The 13,101-nt window shown below is 72.3% G+C and carries 12 protein-coding genes; 11 read left to right on the plus strand and 1 reads right to left on the minus strand.

Annotation, left to right across the window (positions count from 1 at the left end; genetic code table 11):
• Positions 1–49: 49 nt before the first annotated feature.
• Entirely contained in the window at positions 50–826 is a 777-nt protein-coding gene (locus QMZ92_RS00475) for a hypothetical protein (protein ID WP_283295191.1), read from the minus strand.
• Between the two features lie 137 nt (positions 827–963).
• On the opposite strand from QMZ92_RS00475, the gene ggt reads away from it, so the two are divergent.
• From ggt to hydA, 11 genes are all read left to right on the plus strand, one after another.
• Positions 964–2,790, plus strand: a complete 1,827-nt coding sequence (gene ggt, locus QMZ92_RS00480) for a gamma-glutamyltransferase (protein WP_283295192.1) — start codon at positions 964–966, stop codon at positions 2,788–2,790.
• Positions 2,791–2,902: 112 nt separating this feature from the next.
• Positions 2,903–3,541 carry a hypothetical protein gene (locus QMZ92_RS00485; protein ID WP_283295193.1) on the plus strand — a complete coding sequence of 213 codons (639 nt, stop codon included), beginning with the start codon at positions 2,903–2,905 and terminating at the stop codon, positions 3,539–3,541.
• 226 nt (positions 3,542–3,767) lie between these two features.
• The gene (locus QMZ92_RS00490) at positions 3,768–3,998 is read left to right on the plus strand and encodes a ferredoxin (protein WP_283295194.1); all 231 of its coding nucleotides are present in this window, start codon (positions 3,768–3,770) and stop codon (positions 3,996–3,998) included.
• Positions 3,988–5,382, plus strand: a complete 1,395-nt coding sequence (locus QMZ92_RS00495) for an NAD(P)/FAD-dependent oxidoreductase (protein WP_283295195.1) — start codon at positions 3,988–3,990, stop codon at positions 5,380–5,382. Before QMZ92_RS00490 ends, QMZ92_RS00495 begins: the two co-directional genes overlap by 11 nt.
• 28 nt (positions 5,383–5,410) lie before the next feature.
• Complete coding sequence (locus QMZ92_RS00500) at positions 5,411–6,646, plus strand: cytochrome P450 (protein ID WP_283295196.1); 1,236 nt, start codon at positions 5,411–5,413, stop codon at positions 6,644–6,646.
• A 179-nt stretch (positions 6,647–6,825) separates the two neighbouring features.
• A complete protein-coding gene (locus QMZ92_RS00505; protein ID WP_283295197.1) occupies positions 6,826–7,077 on the plus strand; it encodes a helix-turn-helix domain-containing protein in 252 nt (83 codons plus the stop codon).
• A gap of 127 nt (positions 7,078–7,204) precedes the next feature.
• Positions 7,205–7,594: a PPOX class F420-dependent oxidoreductase gene (locus QMZ92_RS00510; RefSeq protein ID WP_283295198.1), complete on the plus strand. Its 390-nt coding sequence runs from the start codon at positions 7,205–7,207 to the stop codon at positions 7,592–7,594.
• 94 nt (positions 7,595–7,688) lie between these two features.
• Positions 7,689–9,389 carry a hypothetical protein gene (locus tag QMZ92_RS00515; protein WP_283295199.1) on the plus strand — a complete coding sequence of 567 codons (1,701 nt, stop codon included), beginning with the start codon at positions 7,689–7,691 and terminating at the stop codon, positions 9,387–9,389.
• 166 nt (positions 9,390–9,555) lie between these two features.
• Positions 9,556–10,398, plus strand: a complete 843-nt coding sequence (locus QMZ92_RS00520) for a nitrilase-related carbon-nitrogen hydrolase (RefSeq protein ID WP_283295200.1) — start codon at positions 9,556–9,558, stop codon at positions 10,396–10,398.
• Positions 10,395–11,675, plus strand: coding sequence for an aspartate aminotransferase family protein (locus tag QMZ92_RS00525; protein WP_283295201.1), 1,281 nt, complete (start codon positions 10,395–10,397; stop codon positions 11,673–11,675). The genes QMZ92_RS00520 and QMZ92_RS00525 overlap by 4 nt, the downstream gene beginning before the upstream one ends.
• 18 nt (positions 11,676–11,693) lie before the next feature.
• Positions 11,694–13,097 (plus strand): dihydropyrimidinase, encoded by a 1,404-nt coding sequence (gene hydA / locus QMZ92_RS00530; RefSeq protein WP_283295202.1) that lies wholly within the window; start codon positions 11,694–11,696, stop codon positions 13,095–13,097.
• Positions 13,098–13,101 lie beyond the last annotated feature (4 nt).

The following is a 13,101-nucleotide window of genomic DNA, read 5'->3' on the forward strand; positions in this document are numbered from 1 at the left end:
ACCGCACCGTACGCCGCGAGCTTCCCGGCGAACCTCTCCGGCCACAGCACTAGCTCTTCGCCCGGTGGGACTTGCGCGACGGCGAAGGCGCCGGAGTCGGGTCCGGCGCGGCCGCCGGGGCCGGGGACTGGGCCGCACGGGTCACGTCGGCGACCAGCTCGACGACATCCGGGCCGTACGCGTGGGTGTTGACGACCTTCAGCAGCAGGACGAAGGAGTTCGAGCCGTGCTTGCGGGCGAGCTTCTCGTGGTGGCGGGCCAGATAGCGGGTCGCCGCCTGGTTGGTGATGGCGCGCTGGCCGCAGAAGAGGAACACCGGCCGGCCGCCCTCACCCGCGGTCAGCCGGGCGAGGAGCACGTACTCGGTGGTGCCCGCATCCAGCCGGTAGCGCTCGGAACCGATCTGGAAGGCACCCCGTTCCGGACCCGCCTCCACGTCCGTGTTGACCTTCACCCCGGGCAGCAGACTGCTCAGATGGGCGGCCATCCGGCGGTTGGAGCCCGGCCCGCCGACGCAGAACTCGGTGCGCTCGCCGAAGCCCTGCTGGGCGACGTCGTGCTGGAGTATCCGCGCGTTCGCCCCGCAGTCCTTGATGAGCGCGGAGAGCTCCAGCAGCGCGAACACGTCGAAGCGGTGCACGGCGCCGTCGGCGCCGGCGTCGCGGTTGACCACGAGCAGGCACTCGGAGTTCCCGGGGAGACCGAAGAAGGCCTGCTTGCGGCGGAGCTTGCGGCGCCACAGGTAGGTCCGGACCGTCCAGCCGAGGAAGGCGCTGACACCGGCGGCCACGACACCGAGCACGATGTTGCGGAGGTCTTCATTCATGGGCGCGCATGCTAGCGGCCCGGGCGGAACAATGTTCGAAGTGGTCCGAAGCAGTCCCTATGTGGTCCTGATGTGTTCCTGACGGCGACCGCGCGGTGACGTTACGCTGCGCGGACGTTCGCCGGATGGAGGTACGCATGCGTCGCAGAGTCGTCCGTCACGCTCCGGTCGCCGTCACCGTCACCGTCGCCCTGGCCGTACTCACGGCCGGTGCGGCCGCACCGCCGACGCAGCAGGCACCGGACCGGGCGCCCACGCCGGTGAAGGAGCCCGTGGCCGCCGGGTACGGGGGCGCGGTCGCGAGCGTCGACGCGGACGCCTCCGCGGTGGGTGTCGAGGTGCTGAGGCGCGGCGGGAACGCCGTGGACGCGGCCGTCGCCACGGCCGCGGCGCTCGGGGTCACCGAGCCGTACTCGGCCGGCATCGGCGGTGGCGGCTTCTTCGTCCACTACGACGCGAAGCAGCGCAGGGTCCACACCATCGACGGGCGTGAGACGGCGCCCCGCTCGGCGGACGCCACGCTGTTCCAGGAGGACGGCAAGCCCATCCCGTTCGAGGAGGGCGTCACCAGCGGTCTGGGCGTCGGCACCCCCGGCACCCTCGCGACCTGGGACGCGGCACTCGCCGCCTGGGGCAGCCGCCCGCTCGCGCAGTTGCTGAAGCCCGCGGAGCGGCTGGCGAGGAACGGCTTCACCGTCGACGAGACCTTCCGCAGCCAGACCCGGGCGAACGAAGCCCGGTTCCGGGACTTCCCGGCCAGCGCCCGGCTGTTCCTTCCCGGCGGCCGGCTGCCGGAGCCCGGCTCGGTCTTCAAGAACCCCGATCTCGCCCGCACCTACGCCGAGATCGGACGCAAGGGCAGCGGAGTGCTGTACCGGGGCGCCATGGCCCGCGACATCGTCGGCACCGTGCGCGCCCCGGAGCTCCGCGAGGGCGCCACCCGCGTCGTACGCCCCGGCGACCTGACGCTGCGCGACCTCGCCTCGTACGAGACGGTGCGCCGGCACCCGACGAAGGTGTCGTACCGGGGGCTCGACGTCTACGGCATGGCCCCGTCGTCGTCAGGCGGCACCGGCGTCGGCGAGGCGCTGAACATCCTGGAGGGCACCGACCTCTCCGGGCTGTCCCAGGCGAAGTACCTGCACCGCTTCATCGAGTCGAGCCGGATCGCCTTCGCCGACCGGGGGCGCTGGATCGGCGACCCGGCGTTCGAGGACGTCCCGGTGCGCGAGCTGCTCTCCCAGCGGTACGCGGACAGCCGGGCCTGCCTCATCCGCGACGACGCCGTCCTCGGCAGCCCGCTCGCGCCCGGCGACCCGCGCAGCCCGAGGCCGTGCGCGTCCGGGGGCAGGGCCGCGCCGACGACGTACGAGGGCGAGAACACGACCCATCTCACCGTCGCCGACAGGTGGGGCAACGTCGTCGCGTACACCCTGACGATCGAGTCGACCGGCGGCAGCGGTATCACCGTGCCCGGCCGGGGCTTCCTCCTGAACAACGAGCTGACGGACTTCTCCTTCGCTCCCGCCGACCCGGCCGTCCACGACCCGAACCTCCCGGGCCCCGGCAAGCGGCCGAGGTCCTCGATGTCCCCGACGATCGTCCTGGACGAGCGTGCCCGTCCCGTGCTGGCGCTCGGCTCCCCGGGCGGCGCGACGATCATCACCACCGTCCTGCAGACGCTCACCGGCGTCGTCGACCGCGGCCTGCCCCTGGTCGACGCGATCGCCGCGCCGCGCGCCAGCCAGCGCAACCAGACCACCACCGAACTCGAACCGGGGCTGTGGAACAGCCCGCTCAGGTCCGAGCTCCAGGCCCTGGGCCACGCGTTCCGCCAGAACCCGGAGATCGGCGCCGCGACCGGGGTGCAGCGGCTGCCGGACGGCCGCTGGCTGGCGGCGGCGGAGAAGGAACGCCGGGGCGGGGGCTCGGCGATGGTCGTCCGCCCGTCGGGCACCCCGTAGAGCCGTTCCCGGTGACCCCGGCTCGGGCGCCGGGGTCACCCTCACGGGCGGCCCCGGTGGCGCACCACCGCCCTCCCGCTGCTTGCTGGTAGGGACAGAAAGCGAGCAGCCCATGGAGCCGAACCGGGAGCGACTGCGCACCCCCCGCGCCGCGGGACTGGCCGGGATCGTGTTCGCGGTGCTGCTGGCCGCCGCGATCGTGCTGATGCGGCTGGCGATCCCCGAGGGCACCGCCGATACGGGCGGCGACGCCCTCAGCCCCGACCGCCGGCGCGCCGTGCGCACGGCCCTGGAGCTGGTCCCGTTCGCCGGGATCTTCTTCCTGTGGTTCATGGGCGCGCTGCGGGCCCAGGTCGGCGAGCGGGAGGACAAGTTCGTCGCGACGGTGTTCCTCGGCAGCGGGCTGGTGTTCGTGGCGACCATGTTCGGGGCCGCGTCCGCCGCGGGGAGCATCCTCGAAGACCAGCAGCCCTCGGATTTCGGGCGCAACTTCGCCTACACGTTGCTGACCACCTACTCGATGCGGATGGCCGCCGTCTTCATCCTCGCGACCTCGACCATCGGCCGCCGGCTCGGCATGATCCCCCGCCCGATGGTCGTCATCGGGTACGCGGCCGGCCTGGTGCTGCTGTTCGCGGGACCCGGTTTCCCGTGGACGGAGCTGGTCTTCCCGGTCTGGTCCGTGCTGATCAGCGTCCATCTGCTGCGGGTCCGAATGAGATCCCGGCCGCAGCCGGCGGACATGGTCTGACCCCGTCGCGTCCGGCCGTTCCGGGGCCGGCTGCCCGGCTGCCCGTCGCGTCCCGGCTGCCCCGGGACCGCCTGCCCGGGCCGGCGTGACCTGGTCCCGTCCGGGCCCTCCTCCCGGTCCGCCTCCGCCGGTTCACTCGTTCGGCCCGCCACGGCAAGCGGGACCGCTCCGGCCCTCGCATGCTGGGTCCGGGGGAGTGACGAGGCACGGGAAGGGCTGATCCGCGGTGAGAGTTGTTGTCGATCTCAACCGGTGCCAGGGGTATGCGCAGTGCGCCTTCCTCGCGCCGGACGTCTTCGAAATGCACGGCGAGGAAGCGCTGCTGTACAAGCCCCGGCCTGACGAGGGGCAGCGGGACGACGTGGTCCGGGCCGTGACGGCCTGCCCCGTCCAGGCCATCCTCCTGGACCGGTCCGACGAGGCCGTGACCGCAGGGGAGGCGTCCGATGCCCGCTGACGGATACCTCGAACGCCTCAAGCGCGAGGGGCGCATCGTCGTCGTCGGGGCGTCCCTCGCGGGGCTCCGGGCGGCCGAGACCCTGCGGGACGAGGGCTTCGCCGGCACCCTGACGATGGTCGGTGACGAGCCCTACGAGCCGTACGACCGCCCCCCGCTGTCCAAGGGCGTTCTGCTCCGCAGGACCACGCCGGACCACACCGCGCTGCCCCGGCGCCGGGCCCTCGACGCCGAATGGCGGCTCGGAGTCGCCGCCACCGGACTCGACATGGCCGCCAAGCGCGTACGGCTGGCCGACGGCGAGGAGCTGGAGTACGACCGGCTGCTCATCGCCACCGGGGTCCGCGCGCGGCCGTGGCCGCACGAACGCGAGGCCGAGCTCGACGGGGTCTTCGTCCTGCGGACCCGCGACGACGCGACCGCGCTGCAGAAGCGGCTCGCGGACGGGCCCCGCCGGGTCTTCGTCGTCGGCGCGGGTTTCACCGGCTCGGAGATCGCCTCCGCCTGCCGTGAGCGGGAGATCGCGGTGACCGTCGCCGAACGCGGTGCCGCTCCCCTCGTGGGCGCGCTCGGCGGGGTCGTGGGCGAGGTGGCCGCACAGCTCCAGCGCGAGAGCGGGGTGGATCTGCGCACGGGTGTGATGGTGACCGGGCTGGAGGGCGACTCGGCGGGGCGGGTGCGTGCCGCCCATCTCTCCGACGGCTCCTCCGTCGAGACCGACGTCGTGGTCGTCTCCCTCGGCGCGACGCGCAACACGGAGTGGCTCGCCGGATCGGGGCTCGGAGCGGGCCCCCGGGGCATCGCCTGCGACGCCGGCTGCCGGGCGTTCGACATCCGGGGCATCGTCACCGACGACATCTTCGTCGCCGGTGACGTGGCGCGGTCGCCGCACCCGCTGTTCGGGTACCAGTTCCTGTCCCTGGAGCACTGGGGCAACGCCGTCACCCAGGCCGAGACCGCGGCGCACAACATGCTCTGCGACAGCGTCGACCGCCGTCCCCACATGTGGGTCCCGGCCTTCTGGTCCTCCCAGTTCGGCGTGAACATCAAGTCGGTGGGCGTGCCGTCCATGGGTACGGAGATCCTGATCTCCCAGGGGGCGCTGGCCGAGCGCAGGTTCGTCGGGGTGTACGGCTACCAGGACCGCGTCATCGGGGCAGTCACGTTCGACCAGGCGCGCTGGCTGCCGTTCTACGAGCATCTGATCGAGACGACGGCGCCGTTCCCGCCGCCGTTCACGACGGTGGACCGCCGCCCCGAGGGAGCGCGTCCGGTGCCGGCCGACTTCCCCGACCCGTCGGTGCCCACCCACGGCCCCACCGTCACCCTCAGCGGCTATTCGCCGGCCGACCGGCGCATGACCTTCACACCCGGCCGGCACTGACGCCGCGAGCGACCACAAGGACCCCGCCATGACCCAAGGCAGCCTGCTGCGGCAGATCCTCGATTACGAGAACCGCCACGACCCGTACCCCCTGTACGCGGAACTCCGGAAGACGCCGGTGCGCATCGAGGACGACGCGTACGTCGTGAGCACCTACCACGAGGTCGTGAGCCTCCTGCACGATCCCCGGGTCAGCTCCGACGTCCGCAACCTGACCCAGTCCGCCGGGATCGACCTGCAGGAGCAGCAGGAGGAGGACACGGCCCTGCCGCCCAGCTTCATCCGGCTCGACCCTCCGGAGCACGACCGGCTGCGCCGTATGACGAACACCTCCTTCGGGCCGCCCCACGAGCCCCGCCGGGTCCACGAGATGCGCGGCGAACTCGGCGGGATCGTCTCGGACCTCATCGGCGGCATCGGCAGTACGGACCGGATCGACCTGGTCGAGCAGTTCTCGTATCCCTTCCCCGTGACCGTGATCTGCCGGCTGCTCGGCGTGCCGCCCGAGGACGAGTCGCGCTTCCACAGCTGGGCCGACACGCTCGCGGCCAGCCTGGACCCGATGCCGGGGGAGGACCCCACCGAGCGGAACAAGGTCTTCCAGAAGGCCCGAACAGAGCTGGGCATGTACCTGGCCGGGCTGATCGAGGAACGGCGCAAGAACCCTCAGCAGGACATGCTCTCCGAACTGTCCACCTTCAAGGGGCCGGACGGTTCGATGACGACGATGGAACTGCTCAGCACCGCCGCGCTGCTGCTGGTCGCCGGTCACGAGACGACGGTGAACCTGATCACCAACGGCATGCTGACACTGCTGCGCAACCCGGACGTGCTCGAGCGGCTGCGGGAGGACCCGGGCCTGTCCGTGCCGATCGTGGAGGAACTGCTGCGCTTCGAACCGCCGGTGCAGCTGGTGCCGAACCGCACGACCCTCGCGGACATCGGGATCGGCGGGGTCACGATTCCCAAGGGCGCCTCACTGTGGCTGGTGGTGGCCGCGGGCAACCGCGATCCGCTGCGCTTCGAGGACCCCGACCGCTTCGACCCCGACCGCAAGGACAACGAGCACCTGGGCTTCGGCAGCGGCATCCACAGCTGCTTCGGCGCGCCTCTCGCCCGGCAGGAGGCGCAGATCGCACTGAGCGAGCTCGCCCGCAGGCTGGTCAACCCCCGGCTGCTGGAGGACCCGCCCGAGTACCGCCGGAACGCGGTGCTGCGCGGTCCCCGTCATCTGCCGATCGCCTGCGATGACATCAGGCCGTGAGGCGGTCCGGTTCGGGGCGCGCACCGTGAGCCCCGCCGTGGCCCAGGTCCTCGCACGACGGACGGCGAGGGCCTGGGCCACGACGGGGCCGGCGGCTTGCCCGGCGTCCGGTGAGCCATCCGGCCCGTTCTCCGTCGCACCAGTCACCATGCCGGTCGCACTGGTATTAGAATGACGCCATGGTTCGTACGCCCCTCACCCCCGAAGAGCGCGAACGCGGAGAGCGCCTCGGGCGGTTGCTGCGTGAGGTCCGCGGTCCGCGGAGCATGGTGGAGATCGCCGCCACCGCGGGAATCTCCGCCGAGACGCTGCGCAAGATCGAGACGGGTCGCGCCCCGACGCCCGCGTTCTTCACCGTGGCGGCCCTGGCCGGCGCCCTCGGGCTGTCCATGGACGACCTGGTGAAGCGCTGCGCGCTCCCACCCGTGTGAGAGGCCGGCGGGCCCGCCCGCGAGCTCCCGAAGGGGGATCCGGCTGCGGCCCGCCCTGATCGCTGCCGGTCCGTTCGCCGCCGGTCCGTGATTCCCGAACGGTGCTCCCGGGCGTATTCTCGCGCCCGTGGATCTCCAGCAGCTCGACCGAGCGAAGTACATCAGCCTCACGACCTTCCGGAAGGACGGGACGGGCGTCGCCACGCCCGTGTGGTTCGCCGTCGAGGGCGGTGAACTGTACGTCTGGACCCGCTCCGACTCGTGGAAGGTCAAGCGCCTGCGCAGGGACGCCCGGGTCACGGTGACCGCGTGCGATGTGCGGGGCAGGGTCGAGGAGGGCGCCGAGACCGCGGAGGGTTCGGCGCGGCTGCTCGACGGCGCCGACCTCAGGAAGGTCAGGAAGCTGCTGAGCCGCAAGTACACCTGGCAGTTCTGGCTCGTCGACGTGCCCGCCGCGGTCGTACGGCTGGGCAAGCGCCCGCACACCGGCATCGCGGTGACGCTCCGGACACGTTGAGCGATCCGCACCGTCCGCGAAAACTGCGCGTAGCCGTCCCGTAACACGGCTGGGGTCGAATGCCTGCGAACCCGAGGCGGAGGGCGGGCAGGCAATGGCGGAGCATCAACTCCCCAACGAAGTGGGCGACTTCGCGCGATACTTCAGGGCGGTGACGGAGCGCCTCGACGTGGAGAGCGGCTGGTGCGGGGTCTTCTGGCGCCGCGACCCAGACGGGCTCACGGCCTGTCTGCGGGGCGCGGAGGTCCCGCCGTGGGACGTGGTGGAGTCGCTCCTCCATGATCTGGCCGCGGACGACGAGGAGATGCTGCACGCTCGCGGACTGCATGCCGCCGCGGCGACCGCGCACGACCGCCGCCCGGGCGGCGGCGAAGCCCTCCGGGAGCGGCTGGAGCTGATGCGCCGCGAACAGGCCCGTGCGGCCGACCGCGGCCGGGAGCTGCTGCGCCGGCTCGCCTCCGTCCCCGAGGGCAGCCCGGCGTACCGGGACCTCGCCCACGATCTCGCCTGGGCCAACGACGACCACACCCGGGCGACCTCACGCTGCGCCGAACTCTCCACCCGCATCGCCGCGCTCGCGCCTCCTCCGGGTTCCCCCTCGGGCCCGGCCCCGGTGCCCGGCCCTCGCGACCCGGCAGCGGCAGCCCGGGCGTTCGGCGCGACCTCCTCGGCACCTGCCCCCGGCCCGGACTCCGCCCGGGGTGCGGCGCCGACCGAGGACCCGACCGCGGACCCGGGCGCCGCGGAGGGTGGGCCGGGGGTGTGGACCGGACGCGTCCGCGGCCCGGCGCCGCTCGGAACGCAGGCCCCTGCCGGGGCTGGGGACGCGGACGGCGGGGCTGCCGGGCGGGATTGGGGCGGGACGCGGTCCGGAGTCGGTGGTCCGGGGGCCTGGAGGCGTCCCGTGGCGGACGCCGGTGCGGCGGACGGTCGGGGGCGAGGGGCTTCCGGGCCCGGCGCTCCGGGTGTCCGGGGTGCCTCCGGGGAGAGCGGCGACGAGGCGCCACAGGGCTTCGCGGGGAGCGCGCCCGACGCCGGACGCACCCCAGGGCGCGAGGCGCGCCGAGGGAGCAGACGGCGGCCGCGTGGGGCCCGGTACGCCTGGCTGGACGAGGAGGCGGAGGAGGGCGGGGCCGAGCCCGTCCCCGGCGTACCCGAGTTGCCCGTCGCCGCGGTGCGGCCGCGCGGTGCGCGGTTCGGCGGGGGTGCGGACGCGGAACCGGCCGCCCCGGCAGGCGGGACGGCGGCCGCGCCCATCGGCGAGGAGGACCGCCGTGCCGCGCTCGCGACCGTCGCCACGCTCCGGCGGCTGCGCGCCGCCGGTCGGGGCGGGGAGGCCCATGTCCTGCTGTGCGAGGCCGCGTCGGGGCCCGCGGCCCGACTGCCGTTGCTCGCCGCCGAGCTGTACCGCTCCGGGCTGGGCGCCGACTGGCCCACTCTCCTCTGGGAGGTGGCGTCGCTGCCGCCGGAGCGGCTGGCCGAGGCCGCCGGCGCCCTCGCCGGGGCGGGCCGCGACGACGACTGCGGCCGGTTGCTGCGCCAGGGCGTCGCCCGCCCGGCCCGCGAGATCGCCGACGCCGTCCTCGCGCTCGCCGACGCGGGCGGCCGCCGCGAGGCGGACGCGCTGCTCGCGGCCTTCCTCCGGGTCCGCACCCCGGAGGAAGGCGCGCGTATCGCCGCCGCCGACCCCCACCGCCTCGTCCCGCAACTGCTCTCCGCCGCCCGTGCGGTGTCGCCCGGCCGCGAGCGTGATCTGGTGCACGCGCTGCGGGTTGCCGGTCTCATCAGCGCCTGAAAAAGGGCGGCATGCGCTGTATGTCGACCGCTCGGGTGCGAAACATGATCGACACTGCGGGTTGACGACGATGGTCTTGCCCCGGTGTGTGGCGGGGCTTACGTTCTCCTCCTACGCATCGCGTCTACGTGCGTAGAGCTCTGACGTCTTGTCGAAGGAGCAGATCATGACCAACGTCGTACGCGCCGCACTCGTCCAGGCCACCTGGACCGGCGACACCGAATCCATGATCGCCAAGCATGAGGAGCACGCCCGTGAGGCGGCCCGGCAGGGTGCCAAGGTCATCGGGTTCCAGGAGGTCTTCAACGCCCCGTACTTCTGCCAGGTGCAGGAGCCCGAGCACTACCGCTGGGCGGAGCCCGTCCCGGACGGACCCACGGTGCTGCGCATGCGGGACCTCGCCCGGGAGACCGGGATGGTGATCGTCGTCCCCGTCTTCGAGGTCGAGGACTCCGGCTTCTACTACAACACCGCCGCGGTGATCGACGCCGACGGCAGCTATCTCGGCAAGTACCGCAAGCACCACATCCCCCAGGTCAAGGGATTCTGGGAGAAGTACTACTTCAGGCCCGGCAACGCCGGCTGGCCGGTCTTCGACACCGCCGTCGGCAGGGTCGGCGTCTACATCTGCTACGACCGCCACTTCCCTGAGGGCTGGCGTCAACTCGGACTCGCAGGGGCACAGTTGGTCTACAACCCGTCGGCCACCTCCCGGGGCCTCTCCGCGTACCTCTGGCAGCTGGAGCAGCCCGCGGCGGCCGTCGCCAACGAGTACTTCATCGCCGCCATCAACCGGGTCGGCCAGGAGGAGTACGGCGACAACGACTTCTACGGCACGAGCTACTTCGTCGACCCGCGCGGCCAGTTCGTCGGCGAGGTCGCCAGCGACAAGGAGGAGGAACTGGTCGTCAGGGACCTCGACTTCGACCTGATCGACGAGGTGCGGCAGCAGTGGGCCTTCTACCGCGACCGCCGGCCCGACGCGTACGAGGGGCTGGTCCGGCCGTGAGCGACCTGTACGAGCGGCACCGCGCCGTCATCCCCGACTGGGTCGCGCTGTACTACCGGCAGCCCGTGGAGATCACCCATGGCGAGGGCCGGCACGTCTGGGACGCGGACGGCAACCGCTACCTCGACTTCTTCGGCGGCATCCTCACCACCATGACCGCCCACGCCCTCCCCGAGGTCACCAAGGCGGTCAGCGAGCAGGCCGGGCGGATCATCCACTCCTCGACGCTCTACCTCAACCGTCCCATGGTGGAGCTGGCCGAGCGCATCGCCGCCCTGTCGGGCATCCCCGACGCCCGGGTCTTCTTCACCACCTCCGGCACCGAGGCCAACGACACCGCCCTGCTGCTGGCCACCGTGTACCGCAGGTCCGGTCAGATCCTGGCCATGCGCAACAGCTACCACGGCCGTTCCTTCTCGACCGTCTCCATCACGGGCAACCGCTCCTGGTCGCCGACGACGCTCTCCCCGGTGCAGACCCTGTACGTGCACGGGGGGGTGCGCACCCGCGGTCCCTACGCGGGGCTCTCCGACGCCCAGTTCACCGAGGCGTGCGTCGCCGACCTGGAGGATCTGCTCGGCCACACCCACGACGTGGCCGCGCTGATCGCCGAGCCCATTCAGGGGGTCGGCGGCTTCACCTCCCCACCGGACGGGTTGTACGCCGCGTTCCGCGAAGTCCTCGACCGTCACGGGATCCTGTGGATCGCCGACGAGGTGCAGACCGGCTGGGGCCGGACGGGCGAGCACTTCTGGGGCTGGCAGGCGCATGCGCAGAACGGCCCGCCGGACATCCTCACCTTCGCCAAGGGCATCGGCAACGGCATGTCACTGGGCGGCGTGGTGGCCCGGGCCGAGGTGGTGAACTGCATCGACGCCAACTCCATCTCCACGTTCGGCGGTTCACCCGTCACCGCGGCCGCGGGCCTCGCGAACCTCTCGTACCTGCTGGAGCACGATCTGCAGGGCAACGCGCGGCGCGTCGGCGGACTGCTCATCGAACGGCTCCGCGCCATCACGGCCGGGGTCCCCGGTGTGCGCGAGGTGCGCGGACGCGGACTGATGATCGGCATCGAACTGGTCCGGCCCGGCACGGACGAGGCGGCTCCGGAGGCCGTCGCCGCCGTGCTCGAAGCCGCACGCGAAGGCGGACTGCTCATCGGGAAGGGCGGCGGCCACAGCACCAGCGTCCTGAGGATCGCACCGCCGATGTCCCTCACCGTCGCCGAGGCGGAGGAAGGCGCCTCGATCCTCGAACGCACCCTGCGCAGCATCTAGTCCACGCGAGGGAAGACCATGAGCAACCGCACACTGATCCGCGGCGGACTCGTCCTCACGGCCGCCGACGAGACCCACGCCGACGTCCTGGTCGAGGACGGCCGCGTCGCCGCCCTCGCGGCCCACGGGTCCACCGCCGCCGGGAGCTGGACCGCCGACCGCACCATCGACGCCACCGGGAAGTACGTCATCCCGGGCGGGGTCGACGCACACACCCACATGGAGCTGCCGTTCGGCGGCACCTTCGCGTCCGACACCTTCGAGACCGGCACCCGGGCCGCCGCCTGGGGCGGCACCACCACCATCGTGGACTTCGCCGTCCAGACCAGGGGCCAGAACCTGCGCGAAGGACTCGACGCCTGGTACGCCAAGGCCGACGGCAACTGCGCCGTCGACTACGGCTTCCACATGATCCTCTCCGACGTCAACGAGTCCTCGCTGAAAGAGATGGACCTGCTCGTCGAGGAGGGCGTCACCTCCTTCAAACTGTTCATGGCCTACCCCGGCGTCTTCTACAGCGACGACGGGCAGATCCTGCGGGCCATGCAGCGCGGCACCGCCAACGGCGGGCTGATCATGATGCATGCGGAGAACGGCATCGCCATCGACGTCCTCGTCGAACAGGCCCTGGCGCGCGGCGAGACCGACCCCCGCTACCACGGCGAGGTCCGCAAAGTGCTGCTGGAGGCAGAGGCCACGCACCGGGCCGTCCAGCTCGCCCGGGTCGCCGGCGCGCCGCTGTACGTCGTCCATGTCTCGGCCGAGGAGGCAGTAGCCGAACTCGCCGCCGCCCGGGACAAGGGGCTGCCGGTCTTCGGCGAGACCTGCCCGCAGTACCTGTTCCTGTCGACCGACAACCTCGCCGAACCGGGCTTCGAGGGCGCCAAGTACGTCTGCAGCACTCCACTGCGGCCGAAGGAGCACCAGGCCGCGCTGTGGCGCGGGCTGCGGACCGACGACCTCCAGGTCGTCTCCACCGACCACTGCCCGTTCTGCTTCTCCGGCCAGAAGGACCTCGGCCGCGGCGACTTCTCCAAGATCCCCAACGGGCTGCCGGGCGTCGAGAACCGGATGGACCTGCTGCACCAGGCCGTACTCGACGGTCACATCTCGCGCCGCCGCTGGATCGAGATCGCCTGCGCCGCGCCCGCCCGGATGTTCGGCCTCTACCCGAAGAAGGGCACCATCGCGCCGGGCGCCGACGCCGACATCGTCGTGTACGACCCGCACGCGGAGCAGGTCCTCTCGGCCGAGACCCACCACATGAGCGTCGACTACTCGGCCTACGAGGGCAGGCGGATCACCGGGCGGGTCGAGACCGTGCTCTCGCGGGGCGAACTCGTCGTCGATCGAAGGGAGTTCGTCGGCCGGGCCGGCCACGGCGTGTTCACTCCCCGCTCGACCTGCCAGTACCTGAACTAGCGGA

The sequence above is a fragment of the Streptomyces sp. HNM0645 genome, assembly GCF_030056615.1.
Taxonomy (GTDB): Bacteria; Actinomycetota; Actinomycetes; order Streptomycetales; family Streptomycetaceae; genus Streptomyces; species Streptomyces marianii.

What these genes read in the sequence shown, in the direction of transcription:
- hydA (WP_283295202.1), top strand. Translation starts at nt 11,694, where the DNA reads ATGAGCAACCGCACACTGATCCGCGGCGGACTCGTCCTCACGGCCGCC.
- QMZ92_RS00515 (WP_283295199.1), top strand. Translation starts at nt 7,689, where the DNA reads ATGGCGGAGCATCAACTCCCCAACGAAGTGGGCGACTTCGCGCGATAC.
- QMZ92_RS00475 (WP_283295191.1), bottom strand. Translation starts at nt 826, where the DNA reads ATGAATGAAGACCTCCGCAACATCGTGCTCGGTGTCGTGGCCGCCGGT.
- QMZ92_RS00505 (WP_283295197.1), top strand. Translation starts at nt 6,826, where the DNA reads ATGGTTCGTACGCCCCTCACCCCCGAAGAGCGCGAACGCGGAGAGCGC.
- QMZ92_RS00500 (WP_283295196.1), top strand. Translation starts at nt 5,411, where the DNA reads ATGACCCAAGGCAGCCTGCTGCGGCAGATCCTCGATTACGAGAACCGC.
- ggt (WP_283295192.1), top strand. Translation starts at nt 964, where the DNA reads ATGCGTCGCAGAGTCGTCCGTCACGCTCCGGTCGCCGTCACCGTCACC.
- QMZ92_RS00495 (WP_283295195.1), top strand. Translation starts at nt 3,988, where the DNA reads ATGCCCGCTGACGGATACCTCGAACGCCTCAAGCGCGAGGGGCGCATC.
- QMZ92_RS00520 (WP_283295200.1), top strand. Translation starts at nt 9,556, where the DNA reads ATGACCAACGTCGTACGCGCCGCACTCGTCCAGGCCACCTGGACCGGC.
- QMZ92_RS00485 (WP_283295193.1), top strand. Translation starts at nt 2,903, where the DNA reads ATGGAGCCGAACCGGGAGCGACTGCGCACCCCCCGCGCCGCGGGACTG.